This is a genomic window from Streptomyces liliifuscus, assembly GCF_016598615.1.
In the GTDB taxonomy this organism is placed as follows: domain Bacteria; phylum Actinomycetota; class Actinomycetes; order Streptomycetales; family Streptomycetaceae; genus Streptomyces; species Streptomyces liliifuscus.
The window spans coordinates 4,989,623-5,009,426 of the sequence record NZ_CP066831.1 but is presented as its reverse complement, the minus strand read 5'-3'; the positions used below and the strand labels follow the sequence as shown (position 1 = coordinate 5,009,426).

Genomic DNA, 19,804 nt, shown 5'->3' with positions numbered 1-19,804 from the left:
GTCGGACTTCACTGCCTCCCCGGCGACGATAGACGTAGTAGTTGTTACGTGAAAAAGTAGGGGCATGGGCAGACGACCGCAGCCGCACATCAAGGAGAAGCTGCTCGACGCCTGCGCCGATCACGCCCTCGCGCACGGCCTCCCCGACCGGCTCGAACCGCTGGCCGGCGCCACCGGCACCTCGGCCCGCATGCTCATCTACCACTTCGGCACCCGCGACGCCCTGCTGCGGGCCGTCCTCGGGCGCGCGCGGCAACGTCAGCTCGACACGTTCGGCGACCTCCTGCGGGTGCGGCCGGACGAGCCGTACACGGTCACCCTGAACCGCGCCTGGACCGCCATCACCGGCCCGGACGGGCAGCCATATCTGCGGATGTTCGGTCAGCTGCGCGAGAGTGCGGAGCAGCAGCTGTGGCCCAACTTCCGGCGTACCGCGACGACCGACTGGCTCGGGCCGCTGGAGGACGGTCTGCGCAGCATCGGCCGGCCGGATCTCGCGACGCTCGTTCTCGCCGTCATCCGTGGTCTCCTCATGGACCTCGACGCCACCGGCGACTCCACCCGCACCGACCAGGCCTTCCGCGACTTCCTCGGCTCGGTCGAGCACCTGGCCGGCGGCTCCCGCTCAACCGCCCGCGCCTCGGACACGTAGCTCCACAGGCGGGCCGGTCGGTGGGCCGGTCGGCGGGGCGACGGTCAACTCGGTGTCCGGGTCGTGGCCGGTCCACGGAGGGCCGACGACGATCATGGTGGCCCGTGCCCACGGCTGTTCCCGCAGCATGAACGGCAGTTCCTCCCGCAGCCAGTTCGCCACGTGCTCCCGCTGCTCGGGGGAGTCGCCGTCGCGGACGGCCAGCAGGCGCTCCTGCTCGTCGAGGTCGCCCTGCATCCACACCGAGGCGTCCAGCCACGGGGCGAGCTCCTCGCGGATGATGCCGGTGCCCTCGACCCAGACGAAGTCGGCACCGGCGGGGACGGTGACCGATCCGGGCCGGTCGTGGGCGATCCACGCATCGGGGCGGAAGTCCACCGACTCACCCCGGTGCAGGGGCCGCAGGACGTTCTCGACGAGCACGGCGCCCCAGTCGAAGCAGGCGTGGTTCCAGGCGATGTCGTCGGTGTGCACGACGGCGGAGTCGGGCGCCACCCCGCACAGCCGCTCGGCCAGGGTCGTCTTGCCCGCGCCGCCCCGGCCGTCGATCGCGATCACCCGCGGACGTCCGGTGACGCCGGGCGATGCCGCGCGCAGTTGCCGGACGGCGTCGAGCACGGTCACCGTCCGCCGGCCGGTGGCCTCGGTCTCGCCCGGGTGCAGACGCATCGGCATCCTGTCTCGGACCTCGTACTCGTCCCGCCTCAGACCTCGTACTCGTCCGGAATGCGCATCCCGGGGCCGCCGACCTGCATGCCGCGCGGCGTCGCGCGGTCCTTCGGCTCCTCCCACGCCTCCTGGCGGCCGAGCGCGGTGAGGTCGAGGTAGGGGTAGCCGTTGTGGAACTCCTCGATGCCCCGGCCGAAGGTCGAGTAGGTGTGGAAGACCTCGTCGCCCACCCGCAGGAACGCGCTGATGCCCGGCCAGTCGCCCCGCAGGCTCTCCGACCAGGGCATTCCGGCCGAAGCGAGTTCGGCCTCGGTGTAGTGGAAGACCTGGACGGGCGCGACGCGGTCGTCGACCGTCGCGTGGAAGTCGTAGTTGAAGTCGCCGCCGGCCGAGGAGTACCAGGGGAACGTCCAGCCCATCCGCTCGCGGTACGCGGCGAGCTTCGCGTACGGCGCGCGGGTCACCGCGACCAGCGTCGTGTCGCGGGCGTGCAGCTGCCGCAGTCCGGCGATGCCGTCGGCGGCCGAGGAGCAGCTCGGGCACCCCGTGTCGCGGGGGTGCTCGTTGCCGTCGGCGTCGATGTCGTACGTCCACATGAAGTGGTGCATGACCAGCTGGGGCCGCCCCTCGAACAGGTCGGGCAGGGACCTGGTCCCGTCCGGGCCCTCGAAGGTGTACGGCTTGTCGACGCGGACCATCGGCAGGCGCCGCCGGTCGGCGTTCACCCGGTCGCGTGCCCGGGTGAGCTCCTTCTCCTTCGCCAGCAGTTCCTTGCGGGCCGCGAGCCACTCCTCGCGCGACACCACCTCGGGCAGGTTCCCCATCGTCGCCATCGCGGACCTCCCAGCTGCTCTCGCCGCTGTCCCGGTTACTGCTCGCGGCTCTCGGCTCTCTGCTCCCGTCGGACTCAAGGCTCGACGAAGACGACCGTCTCGTCGAGCGGAGCCCGGCCCGTACGGGTGTATCCCAATGTGGTGTCCTCGAACCCGATCGACATGCCACAGAAGAGGATGAGCTCGTCCGGGGGTGCCAGAACCTCCGCGACAGTCCGGTGGTACTTCGCCCACGCCATCTGCGTACAACTGTGCAGCCCTTCGGCGCGGAGCAGCAGCATGACCGTCTGCAGAAACATCCCGACGTCGGACCACTGGGCCGGGCCCAGGTCGCGGTCGATGTAGCAGAACAGGGCGGCGGGCGCGCCGAAGCACTCCCAGTTCGCGGCGGCGGCCCGCTGGCGTGCCTCCAGGTCCTCGCGCGGAATGCCGAGTGCGCCGTAGCGCTGCTCGCCGAAGGCGGACCGGCGCTCCCGGTACGGGGACTTGAGCGCGGGCGGGTACATCTCGTACTCCGGCTCGTCCCAGGGGTCGCCCGCGGCCAGGCGCTCACCGGCGCGTTTCTTGAGCTCGGCCAGCGGACCGCCGGTCAGCACGTACGCGTGCCACGGCTGGAGGTTCGACGCGGAGGGCGCCCGGGCCGCCGCGGACAACACCCGCTCCAGTACCTCCCCCGGGACATGCCGGTCGGTGAATCCGCGCACCGCCCGTCGGCTCGTGACCGCCTTATAGACGTCCAAGGCCGCCTACCTCCCATCCGCTCGCCGCTGCTCGGCGTCACCGTCTTCGTCTTACCCGCGACGGTATCATTCGATACCTTCTCGTGTTTAACTGTCGTGGAGTACGAATCCTCTGCCCCCGGCCCCCGCCCGGGCACCGTTCCTTGGAGAAAGCGCATGACCACGCTGCTGCACATCGACTCGTCCGTGCTTCCCGGCGAGGCGTCCTCGTCCCGTTCGGTCGCGGACGCCTTCCGCAGGGCCTGGGAGGAGCAGCACCCGGAGGGCACGGTGATCCACCGAGACCTCGCCGCCGACCCGGTCCCGCACATCACCGCCGCCGCCTGGTCCGCCGGCTTCACGGCCCCGTCCGAGCGCACCCCGGAGCAGGCCGCCGCCTTCGCCGGGCGCGTGAAGCTCATCGAGGAACTGGAGCGGGCGGACGTCGTCCTGATCGGCGCGCCCATGCACAACTACTCGATCCCGTCGACCCTCAAGGCGTGGGTGGACAACGTGTTCCTGCTCGGTCGTACCGCGGGCGAGACCCCGTCCGCCAAGGGCACCCCGGTCGTCGTCGTGGCCAGCCGCGGCGGCTCCTACGCGCCGGGCACCCCGCGCGAGGGCTTCGAGTTCGTGCAGAACTACCTGGGGGCCGTCCTCCAGGGCGCCCTCGGCCTGGACCTCGAATTCATCGTCCCGGAACTCACCATGGCCCCCCGCAACCCGGCCATGTCCGAGCTGATCCCCCTCTATGAGGCCTCCCGCGAGCGCGCCTTCATGGACGCGACCGCCAAGGCCAAGGCGCTCGCGGAACGCCTCGCCGCGTAGCCCGCCCGCAGGTCGGGGGTTATGGGCCGTGGGCCGTGAGGCGTCAGGCGTGGGGCGTGGGAGTGCTTACGCCTTGCCGTCCGTGGGATAGGCGAACCGGGTCAGCAGGTCGGTCAGTTGCTCGGGCTCGCCGGGTGCCAGGTCGGCGACCAGGCCCTCGGCCATTGGCGCCGCCCCCGCGTGGGCCGCGTCGAAGAGGTCTATGCCCTGTGGCGTGATCTCCACCGCCCGCACCCGTCGGTCCCCCGGAACGGACTTGCGTACGGCGAGGCCCTTGCGCTCCAGGTCGTCGACGACCCGCATGATTCCCGCCTTGTCCGTCCCCGTCGCCGCCGCCAGGTCCCGCTGGACGGTGGGTCCGCGGTCGACCAGCACGATCAGCACGGCGAAATGCCGCAACTCGATGCCGAGCGGCCGGAGCGCCTCCGACATCACCGCGGCCGCCCGCCAGTGCGCCTGCCGCAGCAGCAGACCGAGGGCGAAGGGTGAGGTGTCCCCGGGCCGGTCGGTCGCGCGCGAGGCGGTGGTGGTGGAGGGGCGCGAGGCGGTGGTGGCGGGGTGGGGAGCGTCGGCGGTCATGGGAGCATATTACCGCTCTTGGTTCGATCGATACGGTATCGATTGAAACGGTATGCACCCGGGAGAGTGGGTGCGGGCGTGGTCGAAGCACTGGTGGATCCGCCTCGGCACCAAGGACAGTGACACCTCGCTCTCGGTCGCGGGCAACCTCTCCGCCCGTCTGACGAGCCTGGGCGACGACGTGGACACCGCGTACTACTGGGACGCCGGTCATGGCGCCGACCAGGACCCGGGCGACTTCATCAAGTGGATCGCGGAGGTGTCGGGCTGGAGCCGGGGGATCGGGTGAGAACCGGGGTGCCGGGCTAGAGGTTCCCCATCGGCTCGATGTCGATCTTCACGGGGGTGCCCCAGATCCGTAGCACCTCGTAGTCGGTGAACTCGTGCACCAGGCGGTAGGCCATGCTCGGGCGGGGGCCCCGGCGCTGGGCGGCGAGATACAGCTCCGCCTCCTGTTTGTCGCGGCGGGGTGTGCCGCAGAGCTGCCAGGTCTGGCCGGTCCACAGCTCGGGGAGCCAGCGCTGCTGGGGCTGGGGCCGGTCGCCCCGCACGCCGTAACGCGACTTCGTGCGCTCCACGATCTCGTCCGGGGCGGTCGGACGGCCCTGCGGGAACGAGTCGTTGACCTTCGAACGGCGGGCGAGGCGGCGACGGGTCTCGCAGAGCAGGCACAGGTCCGGGGCGTCCTGGTCGACCGGGCCCGTGGGGTGCTCCGAGCAGCGCGTGGTCGGCGCCGCCGTCGTCACCGTCTCCTCCAGCAGGTCGAGCGCCCGCTTGAGATCGGCCTTCACCTCATGCAGTTTCGCGTCCCGCGTATCGGAGGACAGGGCGTCCCCATGCTCACCGAGCACCCGCAGAGCGCGCCCCAGAGCGGTCAATTGCGCGTGGTTCACGGTTCTCGTACCCCTTCCTGTTCGACCTCCCTAGACTCCCACGCCCCACTGACAGTCCAGCTCTGCCCGCATCCGCTCGCACACCTCCGCCACCGCCTCCTCGTCCGGTACGGCGCCCGCGTCGAACATGGCCATCTGCAGGGCGGGCCCGTGGACCCCGTACCGGTCGAGGTCGGCCTTGAGGGCGGGCTGCACGACGAAGTGGATATGGCCCGGCACGGCGCCCGCGTGGGACCAGAGGCAGACGTAGACCTGCTCGGGGCGGGTCACCGCGGTGACGGCTGCGGAGACCCGTCGAAGGAGCGGGCCGAGCTCGGCGGACTCCGGCGGTGTCAGGTCGGCCACGTGGAGGACGTGGCGCAGCGGTTTGACGACGAGCGTGCCCACGCCCAGGGGGCCGACGCAGTGCTCGACGACCCACAGGGCGGTGCGGTGGACCGTCCCGCCCGGGAGGTGCTCGGTGCCGGAGGTGAGCCGGCAGGCCATGCAGGTCGTTCGGTCGGTTCCCGGCTTCCCGGTCACGGGCGTTGCTCCTTCCGGCGGCAGGGGAGCGGGCCGGTCAGCGGAGCGCCGCCGCCAGTGCCGCGCGCAGGTGGCCGTCGCTCTCCTCCAGGAGGTGGGCCGCCGTGGGGCCGTCCACGTTGCCCAGGATGGTGAGGATGGCGTTCTTGACCTCGCCGTCCGTTGCGGCGAGGGCTGTCTCGATCTCCTCGTCTGAGGCGCCGGTGGCGAGCGCCACGATACGGCGGGAGCGGGCGCGCAGCTTCTCGTTCGAGGCGCGTACGTCGACCATCAGGTTCCCGTACGTCTTGCCCAGGCGGATCATCGTGATCGTCGAGAGCATGTTGAGGACGAGCTTCTGGGCCGTACCGGCCTTCAGACGGGTGGAGCCGGTCAGCAGCTCGGGACCCACGACCACCTCGATGCCGTGGTCGGCCGCCGCCGCCAGGGCGCTGTCCGCGTTGCAGGACAGGCCGACCGTGAGGGCACCGAGCGCCCGCGCGTGCTCCACCGCCCCGATCGCGTACGGGGTACGGCCCGAGGCGGAGACGCCCACGACCACGTCGTCCGCCGTGAGGTTCAGGGCGGAGAGGTCCTCCACGGCCAGTTCCGCCGAGTCCTCCGCACCCTCGATCGACGTCGTCATCGCCGCCGGGCCGCCCGCGACCAGTCCGACGACCTCGGAGGGGTCGGTGTTGAAGGTGGGCGGACACTCGGACGCGTCCAGCACCCCGAGCCGGCCGGCCGTGCCCGCACCCGCGTAGACGAGCCGCCCGCCCCGCCCCATCCGCTCCGCGATGGCATCGATCGCCGCCGCGATGCCAGGCAACTGCGCGGCGACCGCCCCCGGCACGGTCGCGTCCTCCCCGTTCATGAGCTTCGCGATGTCCAACGTGGGCAACTGATCGATCTCGGACAACTCAGGCCGAAAAGCCTCAGTGGTCAGACTCTCCAACTCGGCCCGCACATCACGGTATTCGGAGCGCGAGGAGTGAGAGGAACGCGAGGAGTGGGAGGGGGCGTCGGTGGCATCGGCGCTGGAGGTCATGTACGACGGCTCTTTCTGGTACGGGGCGGTTCTGGTGCTGAGGTTTCGTCCGCGGGACTTCAGAGTGCCGGGGCGCCTGGTCTTTGTCTTTGAGGGGCGCGGGGCTGTGTACATATGCGGCTCCGACGCGTGGGCGCGACCAGCCCCCACGCACCCGCAGACAAACAACCGCACCCAGCGAGCGCTAGCGCGAAGCGCTCCGGTGGCGATGCGCCAACGCCTCGTACGACGCCGACAACGCGGGCGCCGCAGTCTCATACGTCCGCTGCGCGACCCCGATGAACAGGCAGTCCACCACCAGCAGCTGACTCGTCCGCGAGGACATCGCCGCCGGCCGCAGCTCGCTCTCCCGGGCCGTGGACGTCGTGAGGATGTGATCCGCGTACTGGGTGACGGGACCGTCCGGACGCCCGGTGATCGCGACCGTCGTGGCCCCGTGCTCGAACGCGACCCGCAACGGCTCGATGACATCCCCCGTCGACCCGGAGTGCGTGATCGAGATCGCCACGTCCTTGGCCCGCAGCTGCACGGCGTTGGTCACCGCGAGGTGCGGGTCGCTGTGCGCCTGCGCTATGAGTCCGATCCGCAGGAGCTTCTGGGTCAGGTCCTGCGCGACGAGGCCGGACGCCCCGACGCCGTACACGTCGATACGGCGGGCCGCCGCGAGGGCGCCGACCGCCGCGCCCAGCTGGACCGTGTCCAGCCCGGCCGCCGTGTCGGCGAGCGTCTGCTGTTCGTCGTACGCGAGCTTGGCGACCACGTCCGCGATCGGGTCGTCGACCGCGATGTCGGCCGTCACGGCGGGGGCACGGCCCGACTGCTGCTGGGCGGCGAGTCCGGCGAGGGCCAGGCGCAGGTCGCGGTAGCCGGGGTAGCCGAGGAGACGGGCCGTACGGACGACCGTCGCCTCGCTGGTGCCGGTCAGTTCCGCGAGGCCGGTGACCGTGAGGGCCGCGCAGCCGGCGGGGTCGGCGGCCACGGCCTCCGCCACGCGCTGCATGGAGCGGGTCATCGACGGGGCGAGTGTGCGGACCTTGGCGGCGAGGGCCGCGGGGGCCGGCGGGGTTTCGCCCGCGAAAATTTCCTTCACTTCATGGGTCACGTATGAAAGATATTTTCGCCACGGGGGAGGGTCAAGGGGTGGGTCCTGCGTGCGCGGGTCGGTGGGGGCTGGTCGCGCCCACGCGGCGGAGCCGCATATGTATACAGCCCCGCGCCCCTTACGGGGCCCGGCATGGCGCGGCTCGGGTGGCGCACAATGGACCTATGGATTCTCCGCCCTCTCCCCATCCCATCAGCCCCTTGGAGCAGGCGTTGCACGCGGCGCGGGCGCTTGTGCTGGCCGATCTTGCCGCGGGTGAGGTCGCCGAGCCGGATGTCGTCTCGTTCGTCGAGGAGTCGGTGGTGCAGCGGCGCTGGTGGGTGGAGCAGTGGCCGGAGGGGGTCGACTACGTGGCGGGGCTCGTCGCCCAGGACGTACAGGACGCGCTTCTCGAGCGGTACGGACGGTGGCCGCTGTGTCCCGTCTGTGGTGCCGGTGACCCCCACGCCCTGGAAGTGGAGCCGGAGTTGGGGCCCGACCCGCACTGGGTGTGCCACAAGGCGGGGGTGAAGGTCTCGGCGGTCGGCGCGCTCGAGGCGGCCGGCGCGGGCCCTGGCGACGGGTCCGGCGGAGGGACGCACTCCTCGTGACCGTCTACATCGACCCGCCCGACTGGCCGGGGCACGGCCGCATGTGGTCCCACCTCGTCAGCGACGTCTCGTACGACGAACTGCACGACTTCGCCCGCCGGCTGGGCGCCCCCGCCCGGGCTTTCGAGCGTGATCACTACGACATCCCCTCGCACCGGTACGAGGACGCGGTGGCGGCCGGAGCCGTGCAGGTCCGCAGCCGCGAGGTGGTGCGGCTGCTGCTCGCCTCCGGTCTGCGCAGACCCAAGGGCCGTGCCGTGCCCGGGAGTTGACAGGCCCCGACGACGTTCCGCCTCAGCCCTTCAGCTCGTACGCGTACTGCTCGCCGTCGCCGTCCCAGCCCTCCGCGCTCACCCGGGTGAAGCCCGCGCGGGACAGCACGCTCTGGGAAGGGGCGTTGACGCGGTCCACCGTCGCGAAGAGGGACGTGACGTCGTCGCGGGAGAGGGCCCAGGCGGACAGGGTGCGCAGGGCCTCGGCCGCGTAGCCGTTGCCGCGGGCGGATTCGGCCAGGTCGTAGCCGACCTCGGCGCGGCCGTCCTCGTCGGGGGAGCCGTGGAAGCCCATGCCGCCGACCGCGCGGCCGTCCTCGCGGCGTACGAGGACGAACAGGCCGAACTCCGGGCGGTGCACACCGGCCTCGTACGCCTTCGTGACCATGCCGGCGGCGTCCCGGGTGCCCTCGAAGGGGCCGTCCTCGGTCCACTCGAAGCCGCCGGTGCCGCCCGCGCCGAGGTCGGCGGCGGCCGCGGGGGTGACGCCCTGGAGGGTGAGGCGGTCGGCGGGTATGACGAGGTTGTTGTTCCAGCGCCACTCGGTGAGGGGCGCGCGGCCGGGCAGGTCGCCGCGGCCCGTGGCCCACAGGAGCGTGCGCCAGTGGGCGTCGCCGGGCGCGGGCCGGACGTGCGGGAAGATCCGGGTGAGCACCGCCTCGCAGAGCGCCGCCGGCGGCTCGTACGGAATGCCCAGACCCTCGGCGATGTCGTGCGTGTGCGCGAGCACCTCGGTGACGCCCATCGCGGCGAAGCCCTCGCGGTTCGCGCTGCGGAAGGGGTACGGGTGGAAGGCGCGGGCCTCGCGCGGGGCGGTCCGGACGGCGGCCGCGAGCAGGGTGCCGGTCGCCTCGACGACCTGGAGGACGTCCTCGGGGCTCTCGCACTCGTCGAAGGTGATGTCGAACGGTACGTAACGGTCGGTCGGGAGGCCCGCCAACTGGCCCGCGTACGCGATGCAGTCCGACGCGATGTGCTCCGCCGTCCTGCGGCAACTCCAGTCCAGGCGGCCCGCCTTGACGCTCCAGTCCCGGTCGGCCACCCCCCGCAGCGTCGCCACCGCGTCCGCGACCGCCTCTTCCACCTGATCCCCGCCCATGGCCAGCATGCCGGTGAGGATAGGTGATCAGTTCGCCGAGCGAGACTGATTAATCGGCTCGCCGGGTGCCGTGGCGGTGGACGTGGAGGCGGGGGCTCCGGTGATCACCACCCGTGAGGCCGCCGTACGCCGGTGCAGGCGCAGCGAGACCGCCGTCACCGCGCCCGCCGTGACCGTCAGGGCCGCGCCCGCCCAGGCCGGGGAGGCGAAGCCGAGGCCCGCGTCGATGACGGCGCCGCCGATCCAGGGGCCGCCGGTGTTGCCGAGGTTGAACGCGGCCGTGGTGGTGGCACCGGCCAGGGTCGGGGCCTTGCCCGCGACGTTGAACATCCGGGCGTTGAGGGCCGGGGCCGTGTAGAAGGCGGAGACGCCGAGGAGGAAAGCGAGGGTCACGGCGGCGACGGCGTGCTGCCCGAGCAGCGCCAGCGCGACCAGCAGCACGGACGAGGCCGCGATACCGGAGAGCAGCACCCCGAAGAGGTGCGAGTCCGCGATCCGGCCGCCGATCATCGTGCCGATCAGCGCCCCGACGCCGAACAGCCCGAGCACCACGGGCACCCAGCTGTCGTCGAGCCCGGACACGTCGGTGAGCAGCGGCGCGAGATAGCTGAAGGCGCAGAAGACACCGCCCGCGGCGAACGCGATCAGCGAGATGGACAGCCAGACCTGCCGGTCGCGGTAGATCAGCAGCTCCCGCCTGAGCTGCGGCTTCTCGTCGGGGAGCGGGATACGGGGGATGAGCGTGGCCACTCCGACCAGCGCGACCGCGGAGGCCGCGCCGACCGCCCAGAACGCCGACCGCCAGCCGAGGCTCTCGCCCAGGAAGGCGCCGGCCGGGACACCGAGGACGTTCGCGATGGACAGGCCGCCGATCATCACGGCGAGGGCGCGGGCCCGGGCGTTGACCGGGACCATGGCGATGGCCACGGCCGCGCCGACCGCCCAGAATCCGGCGCACGCCAGCGCGCTCACGACACGGGACGCGAAGAGCACGGCGTAGTTCGGGGCGAGTGCGCCCGCTATCTGGCCCACCCCGAAGACCGCGATGAGCGAGATCAGGGTCGTACGGCGGGGGAGCCGGAGCGTCGCCACGGCCAGCAGCGGCGCGCCCACGACCATGCCGACGGCGAAGGCGGATATCAGGAGTCCCGCGCGCGGAATCGACACGTTCATGTCGTCCGCGACGGCCGGCAGCAGCCCGGAGAGCATGAACTCACTGGTGCCCAGTGCGAAGACGGAGAGCCCGAGGACGTAGACCGCCAGGGGCATACGGGTGCGGGTGCGGGTGGGCGTGGCGGAGCCGACGCTCGTGGGGACGGGCATATCAGGTGCCAACCTCATGGATGGGCCTGTCATTCCATCGGGTGCCGTTCAGCCCGTCAACAGGCTGAGCTCCGCCTCCAGGTTCCGGCGCGCCGGACCCTCCCATTCCCTTGTCCCGTAAGGGGTGTGGAAGAGCCGGGGCAGTTCCAGGAGCTGCCGCAGGATCGCCGCGCGGCCCTCGCGGAAGGCCTCGGGCGGGACGAAGGCGTACTCCTCGCGGACGGCGGCCGTGTAGTCGGCGTACGCGGCCGGGGGCGCCGCAAGGATGGCGAGGTCGGCGTCGCAGAGGACCTGGCCGTTGGGGTCGTCGTCGGCCGGGGCGTGCGTGACGGTCAGGCGGACGAGCCGGGCGACCTCCGCCGTGCCGGCCGCGGAGACACCGGCCTCGGGCAGCGCACGCTCGGCGAGCCGCGCGGACCGCTCCTCGTTCTCGGAACGGTCGGGGAGGTAGACGGCGTCGTGGAACCACGCGGCCAGCCGCACCAGGTCGGCGTCCGCCGCGTACTTCTCGTGCGCCTCCAGCACATCGACGTGGTCCAGAACCGCCGTCAGATGTTCCACCGTGTGATACCGCCGCTGCGGCTCCGACCAGCGGGAGATGAGGTTGTCGGCGTAGGGGGCGGGGTCCGCCCGGGCGTCGGCGTCACGGGCTCCTTCCAGAGCACGGAACCAGCGGGCACGCAGGGAGTCGAGATCGGCCATGGGCCCATTGTTCATCGCGCTCCGGCCCCGTAGGGGCGCGGGGAACTGCGCGACCAGCCACAACCGGCCCGCAGGTTTCCACGACCGTATGCCCCCGCTCCCCGCGGAGCGCCTAGCGTGGATCCATGACTGCTGCAGACACGCACCCCGTACGTGACCCGGAACTGCCGGGCAAGCTGCTGGCCGCGGAACGGGACGTCCTGATCCCCCTTCTGCGAGGCCGACCCGAGCAGGACTTCGAGGTCAGGACCTGCTGTCCGGGCTGGACCGTGAGACACCTCCTCGCACACTGCTCCGCCGCGTTGTCGCGGGTCGTGGAGAGCCGCTACGAGAAGGACGTGTTCAGCCCCGAGGCGAACGACCGGGACATCGCCGAGCGGTCCGGCCGGTCCCTCGCGGAGATCGTCGACGAGCTGGAGCGGGGCATGACCGACGCGGGCCCCGTGATCGCCAAGGCGGGCGGCGCGCTGGACGGGGTCGGGCTCGGTGAGTGGGTGCACGCGGGAGACGTACGGGACGCCTGGGGCGAGCCCGGAGCGTACGCGGGTGCCCAAGTGGGGCCCGCGCTCGACCTGTTGGCGTGGATCACCCGCGACCGGGGGCGGCCCGCCCTGCACGCCGACCTCGACGACATGGACGAGCCGCTGCTGCTCGGCGCGCCCTCGGGCGACCGGCCGCCCGCCCGTTACCTCGGCGACGCGGCCACCCTCGTACGGCTGCACGCGGGGCGCCCGCTGACCGGGACGCGGTACGAGCTGGCGGGGGCGACGGAGGCGGAGCTCGATCTGTTCGACTGAGCCCCCGGCGGCGGTTCCGGGCTCCGGCCCGGCCGGCCGGGCCCGGTCCGTCGGTCCGCGGCGTCGAGCGCGTAGGCTGACTATTGGACTAGACCTGTAGCCGCCCGAGGGAAGAGGTCCTATGAGTGAGCGTGCAGTCCTGGAGGTGATCGCCCTCGGTGTCGAGGACGCGGTCGCCGCCGAGGCCGGAGGCGCGGACCGGCTGGAGCTGGTCACCGACATGGCCGCCGACGGGCTGACCCCGCCGGTCGCGACCTTCGCGGAGATCAGGGCCGCCGTCGGCATCTCGCTGCGGGTGATGCTGCGCCTGGCCGACGGTTTCGAGGCCGGGGACGTACGGGAACTCCGGCGGGCGGCCCGGGAGCTGCGGGCCGCCGGGGCGGACGAGTTCGTGCTCGGGTTCCTGGACGAGACCGGTGACCCGGACCTGCCCGCGCTGGAGGCGGTGCTCGCCGAACTGGACGGCTGCCGCTGGACGTTCCACCGGGCGATCGACCGCGCGGCCGACCGGGACGCGCTGCGCAAGAGCCTCGCCGATCTGCCCGGCCTGGACGCGTACCTCACGGCGGGGTCCGCGGCGGGCGTGGACGAGGGCCTGGCCACGCTCCTCGCGGAGGCGGCCCGCCGCGGTGAACCGGGGTACGAGCCGCGGCTCCTCGTCGGCGGTGCCCTGCGTCTCGACCACGTACCGCGGCTGCGGGCCGCAGGCGTCGACGCCTTCCACATCGGCGGAGCGGCCCGGCCCGGCGGCTGGGACGTACCGGTCTCGGCGGCGGCGGTACGGGAGTGGCGGGCCGCGCTGGACGCGTGAGCGCTCCGCTGGGGTGCGGGTGTTCGTCTGCGGGTCCGTGGGGGCTGGTCGCGCAGTTCCCCGCGCCCCTAAAAGCCAAAGACTGCGCAGTTCCCCGCGCCCCTGGAAGCCGAAAGGCTGCGCAGTTCCCCGGGCCCTAACGACCCTGTGACAACTGGGGCGGCAGTGGGGCCGTGTGTGTGACGATCAGGCCCGAGACCGCTCGGGTCAGGGATACGTACAGGCGGCGCAGGCCGGTGCGCTCGTCCGGTTCGGCGTCGACGACGGCCCGGGGCTCGTCCAGGACCACGTAGTCGTACTCCAGGCCCTTGGCGAGCGAGGCCGGGACCAGGGTGAGGCGGGTGGTGAGGGTCGTCTCCTCGCCGGGGCCCAGATAGGGGAGCCCGGCCGCCGTCAGGGCCTCGGCCAGCAGCGGTACGCGCGCGTCGGCCGCGATGAGGCCGACCGAACCCTCGTTGCGCAGCAACTCCTCGCAGGCGGCGACCACTTCGGTGTCCGCGGTGGCCGGGCGGACCTCGAAGAAGCCGGGGTTCTCGCGGACCGACGCCACCGGGGTCAGGCCGGGCGCGATGTGGGGGAGGAGCCGGGACGCGTAGGTGATGACGTCCGTCGGCACACGGAAACCGGCCGTCAGCTCCTCGACGACCGCGTCCCCCTTGCCCAGATGGGTCAGCGCCTCCTCCCAACTCCGGGTAGCCCAGGGGGTCGTGCCCTGTGCCAGGTCCCCGAGCACGGTCGCCGAACCGGTCGTGCAGCGCCGCCCCACCGCCCGGTACTGCATGGGCGAGAGGTCCTGCGCCTCGTCGAGTACTACATGCCCCAGGGAGTGCGTGCGCTGGACGAGATCGGTGGCCTCGTCGATCAACACGGCGTCCGCGGCGGCCCACTTGGCGGACTTCACCGACCGTACGGGCCTGGCCCACAGGATCGTCTTCTGCTCGTCCTCGGTGAGGATGCCCTCGGCGTGGGCGGCCAGGAAGTCGGCGTCGGAGAGCAGGCGCAGCACGAGTTTCGCCGGGTCGACCGGCGGCCAGACCGCCTTCACCGCCGTCTTCACCGCGGTGTTGCGGGCCACGGCGTCCTGCACGCGGTCGTCCGGGGCCTCGCCCGACCGCTCCATCTGCACCAGCACGGCGTGCGCGATGCGCTGCGGAAGGGCCTCGCGGGCGGCGCCGTACCGGATGTCCCGGTCGAGCAACTCACGGACGATGACTTCGAGTTCGTACGCCGGAACGCGCCAGCGGCGTGAGCCGCGGACCACCATGACCGGCTCGGTGGGCATGGTCACGTGCGAGCGGACTGCCCGGCGCAGCACCTCGGCCATCCGTGCGTCGCCCTTGACGACCGCGGCCGCCGCCTCGTCCCTGCCCCGCACCTCCACATGTGCGACGAGGTCGTCGACCGTGGCCTGCTTGACCTCCAACTCGCCCAGGGCGGGGAGCACTTGCTCGATGTAGTGGAGGAAGGACGCGTTCGGCCCGATGACCAGGGTGCCGGTGCGGGCGAGCCGGTCGCGGTGGGCGTAGAGGAGATAGGCGACCCGGTGCAGACCGACCGCCGTCTTTCCGGTGCCCGGACCTCCCTGCACACAGACCGAGCCGCCGAGACCGGACCGTACGATCTCGTCCTGCTCGGGCTGGATCGTCGCCACGATGTCGCGCATCGGGCCGACGCGCGGGCGCTCGATCTCCTGCTGGAGCAGCTTGCTGGTGGCGGCCGCCTCGGAGGGGTCGGAGAGGTGCTCGTCCTCGTACGCGGTGAGGTCGCCGGCCGTGTACCCGAAGCGGCGGCGCAGCGCGATGTCCAGCGGGTTCTTCTTGGAGGCCCGGTAGAAGGGCTGGGACACCGGGGCGCGCCAGTCGATCACCATCGGGTCCCCGTCGGCGTCGTGCACGTGCCGGCGCCCGATGTAGAAGCGCTCGCCCTCCGCGCCCTCCGCCCGGTCGGCGCCCGGCGAGTGCAGATAGTCGAGGCGGCCGAAGAAGAGCGGGGTGTGCGAGAGGTCGGCGAGGGCCTTGATGCGCTCGTCGATCTGGCGCGTGAGGACCTCCGCGTTGACCCAGTTCGCGGTGACGTCCCGGATGTCGAGCGACTCGACGTCCTCGCGCATCGAGCGGAGGGCGGCACGGGAGTGTGTGAGGTGGGCGCGCTCGCGGGAGAGCGGGTCGTCGGACGGATCGGGGACCGGCATGGCGGAGTCGGGCGGGGTGGACACGGGTGATGCCTCCGGGGCCTGGAGCCTGCTGCGTGGGTGTGCCTCGTCGCCGTAGGGCGGGGCTGCCGCCGTATGGCCGGGCTGTGTGCCGACCGGTTTCCGTCCGGTCGGCGGCACTCCGCGAGGGAGGCGGGCAAGAGCGGAGATCCTAGGCGAGGGGAGGCGGCGGGGGCCAACCATTTATCGCGGCATCCCCTAGGGGACGCGGTCCCCCTCCCTACGGGGGACGGCTCACTCCGGAGTCGTACGAGGCGACGACGGAGGTTCGGTCCACAGGCCGATGAAAGCGGAGGGCGGAAATTCCACTATGGATACATGAGTGCAGCGACCTTCACCCCAGCCCCCGTCAGTCCCGGACCCCCCTCGGGAGCCACCGCCCTCCAGGGCAGCCACCGCCACCGCCTGGGCGACGCCCTCCGCGCCGTAAAGGTCTTCGCAACCGCCACCCTGAGCGTGGTGCTCCTGGGCGAATACGAAGAGGAAGCAGGCGTACGCCGCCGGTAAGCACGCCGATGCCCCTTCAGGGGCGCGGGGAACGGCGCAGTCTTTTGGCTTTTGGTTTTTAGGGGCGCGGGGAACTGCGCGACCAGCCCTCACCGACCCGCACCTTCCCGACGAACCCCTCCCCACGAACCCCCTGCTCAGCTGTCCGCAAGCAACTCATCCGCATCCACGATGCGATACGCATACCCCTGCTCAGCCAAGAACCGCTGCCGATGCGCCGCGAAGTCCTGATCGATCGTGTCCCGAGCCACCACCGAGTAGAAGTGCGCCTGGTGCCCGTCGGCCTTCGGCCGCAGCACCCGCCCGAGCCGCTGCGCCTCCTCCTGGCGGGACCCGAACGTCCCCGACACCTGGATCGCGACGGTCGCCTCCGGCAGGTCGATCGAGAAGTTCGCCACCTTCGACACCACGAGCACACTGATCTCGCCCTGCCGAAACGCCTCGAAGAGCTTCTCGCGCTGCGCGTTCGACGTCTCACCCTTGATGACGGGCGCGTCCAAGTGCTCGCCCAGCTCGTCGAGTTGGTCGATGTACTGCCCGATGACAAGGATCTGCTGCCCGGCGAACCGCCGCACCAGCGCCTCCGTCACCTTCCGCTTCGTCGCGGTCGTCGCGCAGAAGCGGTACTTCTCCTCCGTCTCGGCGGTCGCGTACGCGAGGCGCTCGGCGTCCGTGAGATTGACGCGGACCTCCACACAGTCCGCGGGCGCGATGTACCCCTGCGCTTCGATCTCCTTCCAAGGAGCGTCGAAACGCTTCGGGCCGATCAGCGAGAACACGTCCGACTCACGGCCGTCCTCCCGCACCAGCGTGGCCGTCAGACCCAGCCGCCGACGCGCCTGCAGGTCCGCCGTGAACTTGAAGACCGGCGCGGGCAGCAGATGCACCTCGTCGTAGACGATCAGACCCCAGTCGCGGGAGTCGAACAGCTCCAGGTGCGGATAGACACCCTTCCGCTTCGTCGTCAGGACCTGGTACGTCGCGATGGTGACCGGCCGGATCTCCTTCCGCGTACCGCTGTACTCCCCGATCTCCTCCTCGGTCAGCGAGGTCCGCTTCACCAGCTCGTGCTTCCACTGCCGGGCGGAGACGGTGTTCGTGACGAGGATGAGCGTGGTGGCCTTGGCCTGGGCCATGGACCCGGCGCCGACCAGCGTCTTTCCGGCGCCACAGGGGAGTACGACGACCCCCGACCCGCCGTGCCAGAAGTTCTCCACCGCCTGCTTCTGGTACGGCCGCAGCGCCCAGCCGTCCTCGGCCAGCTCGATGGGATGCGCCTCGCCGTCCACGTACCCGGCGAGGTCCTCGGCCGGCCAGCCCAGCCTCAGCAGCGTCTGCTTGATCTGGCCGCGCTCGGAGGGGTGCACGGCGACCGTGTCAGGGTCGATCCGGGCGCCGACCAGCGGAATGACGCGCTTCGAGCGGAGGATCTCCTCCAGCACGGGCCGGTCGGTGGTCGTGAGGACGAGCCCGTGCGCCGGGTCCTTGCTCAGCGTCAGGCGGCCGTAGCGGTCCATCGTCTCGGCGATGTCGACCAGCAGCGCGTGCGGCACCGGGTAACGGCTGTACTGCACGAGCGCGTCCACGACCTGCTCGGCGTCGTGCCCGGCCGCCCGCGCGTTCCACAGCCCGAGCGGCGTCAGCCGGTAGGTGTGGATGTGCTCCGGCGCCCGCTCCAGCTCCGCGAAGGGCGCGATGGAACGACGGCACTCGTCGGCCAGCTCGTGGTCGACCTCCAGGAGCAGCGTCTTGTCGGACTGGACGATGAGTGGACCATTCACGCGTGCGTCCCCTTCTGCACAGCTGTGCGGTGTGCACGGCCAAACGTCCAGTGTGCCTGATCGTCCACGTCGCACGCCTCGAACCGGGTGGCGCCCCGTCCTGTCCTACTGGATGTCTATTCATTCCAATGAGTGGTGGGAATTCAGATTTACCGCCGCGGACCCGAAGAATGGCGATCCCCGCAGGTCACTGCCCCAGGTCCCGCCCAGGGAGAGCCACCGTTGTCCGGACCCGGTCACAGCCACATCCATGCCCCGCCGCACGCGCCTCCGCCGGCCTCACCGACTGTTCCGCTGCCGGTCGTCTCCCAGCCGTCCACGACGCTCGGGTACGCACTCTTCGCCACCCGCTGGCTCCAGGCCCCGCTCTACTTCGGGCTGGTGGCCGCGCAGGGCGTGTATGTCTACAAGTTCTTCAACGAGCTGTGGAATTTAATTCTCCGGTGCGTGACCGGGCAGGCGAACGAGACGTACGTCATGCTCGCCGTGCTGAAGCTGGTCGACGTCGTCATGATCGCGAACCTGCTGATCATGGTGATCGTCGGGGGGTACGAGACCTTCGTCTCCCGCATCGGTCTCCAGGGCCACCGTGACCAGCCGGAATGGCTCTCGCACGTCAACTCCAACGTTCTGAAGGTGAAGCTCGCCACCGCCATCGTGGGCATCTCCTCCGTCCATCTGCTCCAGATGTTCGTGGACGTGCACCACACCTCGCAGCACTCGCTGCTGTGGGGGACGGTGATCCATATGGCCTTCATCGCCTCGGCGGCGATCCTGGCGTACATGTCGGGGCCGATGGCGGAGCACGGGGACCGCGCGCACAAGGGGCACGGGCCGGCGCCGGGGCAGGACGGATGCGGCGGGGGGCATTGCGCCCCGACGGCCGTCCCCGCCGAGTTCTCGACCTCGGTGGCGGCCGCACAGGCCCCGGTCCCGGCTCAGGTGCAGGTCCCGATCCCGGCCCAGGCGACGGGCTCGTACCTGTCCCCGCCCTCGTACGAGAACTCCTCGTCGTACGAAACGGGGGCCGAGACCCGGATCCGTGCCGCCCGTTTTCCCTCCCGGAAGCAGCTGGAGGAGTTCGACGAGGATCATCCGCGGGACTTCGACCGGGAGGTGCTGGCCCGGCTCGGCAAGCTGGACTTCGTCGCCGCGCGGCGGAACGTGGTGTTCGTCGGGCCGCCCGGCACCGGCAAGACGCATCTGGCCGTCGGCCTCGGCGTGCGGGCCTGCCAGGCGGGCCACCAGGTGCTGTTCGCGACCGCCGCGCAGTGGGCCGCGAGGCTGCGGGAGGCGCGGGCGGCCGGGCGGCTCGCCGAGGAGCTGGCCGCGCTGGACTCCCACCCGCTGCTGATCGTGGACGAGGTCGGCTACACCCCGTTCGACGCGGACACCGCCCACCTCTTCTTCCAGCTCGTCGCGCACCGCTACGAACGGGCCTCGCTGATCGTGACCGGCGACCGCCCGCTCGGCCGCTGGGACGAGATCTTCGGCGCCGCCGCCCCCGCGATGGTCGACCGCCTCGCGCACCACGCGGAGATCGTCCGCCTCGAAGGGGACAGCTACCGGATGCGCCGGGCTACTTCAGCGTGGGCAGAGTGATGTTGTTGACCAGTGGTCCCTCGATGCTGACCCCCTCGGTGACGAGCGGTTCGACGGCCGCGACCGGGATGGGCAGCGGCAGCGCGGGCTGCGCGGCGGCGGCCTGCGGGGCGAGCACGCCGATGAGCGCGGCCGAGGCGAAGAGCGTGGCGGTGGCGGCGGCGGTACGGATCGCGGTGCGGGTCCGGAGCGTGGAACGCATGGGGTTTCTGAAGCCTTTCGAACGCTGCTGAGCGGGGGTGGGGGCCCTCGGAGGGGACGGGCCGGACTCGGGTGCCGAGTCC

Annotated in this window: 22 protein-coding genes and 1 pseudogene; 9 read left to right on the top strand and 14 right to left on the bottom strand. The window is 71.6% G+C overall.

Annotation, left to right across the window (positions count from 1 at the left end):
* Positions 1–64: 64 nt before the first annotated feature.
* A complete protein-coding gene (locus JEQ17_RS21150; protein ID WP_200396692.1) occupies positions 65–652 on the top strand; it encodes a TetR/AcrR family transcriptional regulator in 588 nt (195 codons plus the stop codon).
* Here the strand turns inward: JEQ17_RS21150 and JEQ17_RS21145 are convergent.
* From JEQ17_RS21145 to JEQ17_RS21135, 3 genes are all read right to left on the bottom strand, one after another.
* Positions 626–1,321 (bottom strand): uridine kinase family protein, encoded by a 696-nt coding sequence (locus JEQ17_RS21145; RefSeq protein ID WP_234048298.1) that lies wholly within the window; start codon positions 1,319–1,321, stop codon positions 626–628. The genes JEQ17_RS21150 and JEQ17_RS21145 overlap by 27 nt on opposite strands.
* 35 nt (positions 1,322–1,356) lie before the next feature.
* Positions 1,357–2,154 carry a DUF899 domain-containing protein gene (locus JEQ17_RS21140; RefSeq protein ID WP_200396690.1) on the bottom strand — a complete coding sequence of 266 codons (798 nt, stop codon included), beginning with the start codon at positions 2,152–2,154 and terminating at the stop codon, positions 1,357–1,359.
* 74 nt (positions 2,155–2,228) lie between these two features.
* Complete coding sequence (locus JEQ17_RS21135) at positions 2,229–2,894, bottom strand: nitroreductase (protein ID WP_200396689.1); 666 nt, start codon at positions 2,892–2,894, stop codon at positions 2,229–2,231.
* A 156-nt stretch (positions 2,895–3,050) separates the two neighbouring features.
* On the opposite strand from JEQ17_RS21135, the gene JEQ17_RS21130 reads away from it, so the two are divergent.
* On the top strand, positions 3,051–3,701 hold the full coding sequence (locus tag JEQ17_RS21130) for an FMN-dependent NADH-azoreductase (protein WP_200396688.1): 651 nt from the start codon (positions 3,051–3,053) through the stop codon (positions 3,699–3,701).
* A gap of 66 nt (positions 3,702–3,767) precedes the next feature.
* Here JEQ17_RS21130 and JEQ17_RS21125 read toward each other — a convergent pair whose 3' ends face one another.
* The gene (locus JEQ17_RS21125) at positions 3,768–4,280 is read right to left on the bottom strand and encodes a MarR family winged helix-turn-helix transcriptional regulator (RefSeq protein WP_200396687.1); all 513 of its coding nucleotides are present in this window, start codon (positions 4,278–4,280) and stop codon (positions 3,768–3,770) included.
* A gap of 82 nt (positions 4,281–4,362) precedes the next feature.
* On the opposite strand from JEQ17_RS21125, the pseudogene JEQ17_RS21120 reads away from it, so the two are divergent.
* A pseudogene (locus JEQ17_RS21120) lies at positions 4,363–4,569 on the top strand (subtype B tannase); the annotation flags it as partial.
* A gap of 16 nt (positions 4,570–4,585) precedes the next feature.
* Here JEQ17_RS21120 and JEQ17_RS21115 read toward each other — a convergent pair.
* The 4 genes from JEQ17_RS21115 to JEQ17_RS21100 all read right to left on the bottom strand — a co-directional run bounded on the left by JEQ17_RS21115 (position 4,586) and on the right by JEQ17_RS21100 (position 7,824).
* Positions 4,586–5,173 (bottom strand): hypothetical protein, encoded by a 588-nt coding sequence (locus JEQ17_RS21115; protein ID WP_200396686.1) that lies wholly within the window; start codon positions 5,171–5,173, stop codon positions 4,586–4,588.
* A 30-nt stretch (positions 5,174–5,203) separates the two neighbouring features.
* Positions 5,204–5,695 carry an HIT family protein gene (locus tag JEQ17_RS21110; RefSeq protein ID WP_234048297.1) on the bottom strand — a complete coding sequence of 164 codons (492 nt, stop codon included), beginning with the start codon at positions 5,693–5,695 and terminating at the stop codon, positions 5,204–5,206.
* Between the two features lie 37 nt (positions 5,696–5,732).
* Positions 5,733–6,722, bottom strand: a complete 990-nt coding sequence (murQ, locus tag JEQ17_RS21105; RefSeq protein WP_200396685.1) for an N-acetylmuramic acid 6-phosphate etherase — start codon at positions 6,720–6,722, stop codon at positions 5,733–5,735.
* 184 nt (positions 6,723–6,906) lie between these two features.
* Complete coding sequence (locus tag JEQ17_RS21100; RefSeq protein WP_200396684.1) at positions 6,907–7,824, bottom strand: MurR/RpiR family transcriptional regulator; 918 nt, start codon at positions 7,822–7,824, stop codon at positions 6,907–6,909.
* Between the two features lie 164 nt (positions 7,825–7,988).
* Between JEQ17_RS21100 and JEQ17_RS21095 the strand changes: the two genes are divergently transcribed.
* Both JEQ17_RS21095 and JEQ17_RS21090 read left to right on the top strand, forming a co-directional pair.
* Positions 7,989–8,414: a hypothetical protein gene (locus tag JEQ17_RS21095; protein ID WP_200396683.1), complete on the top strand. Its 426-nt coding sequence runs from the start codon at positions 7,989–7,991 to the stop codon at positions 8,412–8,414.
* Entirely contained in the window at positions 8,411–8,686 is a 276-nt protein-coding gene (locus JEQ17_RS21090) for a DUF4031 domain-containing protein (RefSeq protein ID WP_200396682.1), read from the top strand. Before JEQ17_RS21095 ends, JEQ17_RS21090 begins: the two co-directional genes overlap by 4 nt.
* 22 nt (positions 8,687–8,708) lie before the next feature.
* Here JEQ17_RS21090 and JEQ17_RS21085 read toward each other — a convergent pair whose 3' ends face one another.
* The 3 genes from JEQ17_RS21085 to JEQ17_RS21075 form a co-directional block, all read right to left on the bottom strand.
* Positions 8,709–9,794: a GNAT family N-acetyltransferase gene (locus tag JEQ17_RS21085; RefSeq protein ID WP_200396681.1), complete on the bottom strand. Its 1,086-nt coding sequence runs from the start codon at positions 9,792–9,794 to the stop codon at positions 8,709–8,711.
* Positions 9,795–9,812: 18 nt separating this feature from the next.
* On the bottom strand, positions 9,813–11,054 hold the full coding sequence (locus JEQ17_RS21080; protein WP_200401629.1) for a Cmx/CmrA family chloramphenicol efflux MFS transporter: 1,242 nt from the start codon (positions 11,052–11,054) through the stop codon (positions 9,813–9,815).
* 102 nt (positions 11,055–11,156) lie between these two features.
* Entirely contained in the window at positions 11,157–11,810 is a 654-nt protein-coding gene (locus JEQ17_RS21075) for an HD domain-containing protein (protein ID WP_200396680.1), read from the bottom strand.
* A gap of 125 nt (positions 11,811–11,935) precedes the next feature.
* Between JEQ17_RS21075 and JEQ17_RS21070 the strand changes: the two genes are divergently transcribed.
* Positions 11,936–12,607, top strand: a complete 672-nt coding sequence (locus JEQ17_RS21070; protein WP_200396679.1) for a maleylpyruvate isomerase family mycothiol-dependent enzyme — start codon at positions 11,936–11,938, stop codon at positions 12,605–12,607.
* Between the two features lie 121 nt (positions 12,608–12,728).
* Positions 12,729–13,418: a copper homeostasis protein CutC gene (locus tag JEQ17_RS21065; protein WP_200396678.1), complete on the top strand. Its 690-nt coding sequence runs from the start codon at positions 12,729–12,731 to the stop codon at positions 13,416–13,418.
* 136 nt (positions 13,419–13,554) lie between these two features.
* Here the strand turns inward: JEQ17_RS21065 and JEQ17_RS21060 are convergent, their stop codons facing one another.
* Positions 13,555–15,609, bottom strand: coding sequence for a HelD family protein (locus JEQ17_RS21060; RefSeq protein ID WP_200401628.1), 2,055 nt, complete (start codon positions 15,607–15,609; stop codon positions 13,555–13,557).
* A 339-nt stretch (positions 15,610–15,948) separates the two neighbouring features.
* Here JEQ17_RS21060 and JEQ17_RS21055 point away from each other — a divergent pair, with 339 nt between their 5' ends.
* Positions 15,949–16,137, top strand: coding sequence for a hypothetical protein (locus JEQ17_RS21055; RefSeq protein ID WP_200396677.1), 189 nt, complete (start codon positions 15,949–15,951; stop codon positions 16,135–16,137).
* A gap of 137 nt (positions 16,138–16,274) precedes the next feature.
* Here JEQ17_RS21055 and JEQ17_RS21050 read toward each other — a convergent pair whose 3' ends face one another.
* Positions 16,275–17,918: a DNA repair helicase XPB gene (locus JEQ17_RS21050; protein ID WP_189836852.1), complete on the bottom strand. Its 1,644-nt coding sequence runs from the start codon at positions 17,916–17,918 to the stop codon at positions 16,275–16,277.
* A 222-nt stretch (positions 17,919–18,140) separates the two neighbouring features.
* Here JEQ17_RS21050 and istB point away from each other — a divergent pair, with 222 nt between their 5' ends.
* Positions 18,141–19,520: an IS21-like element helper ATPase IstB gene (gene istB / locus JEQ17_RS21045; protein ID WP_407700071.1), complete on the top strand. Its 1,380-nt coding sequence runs from the start codon at positions 18,141–18,143 to the stop codon at positions 19,518–19,520.
* Here istB and JEQ17_RS21040 read toward each other — a convergent pair.
* Complete coding sequence (locus JEQ17_RS21040; protein WP_234048296.1) at positions 19,498–19,722, bottom strand: hypothetical protein; 225 nt, start codon at positions 19,720–19,722, stop codon at positions 19,498–19,500. The two genes, istB and JEQ17_RS21040, sit on opposite strands and share 23 nt — an antisense overlap.
* Positions 19,723–19,804 lie beyond the last annotated feature (82 nt).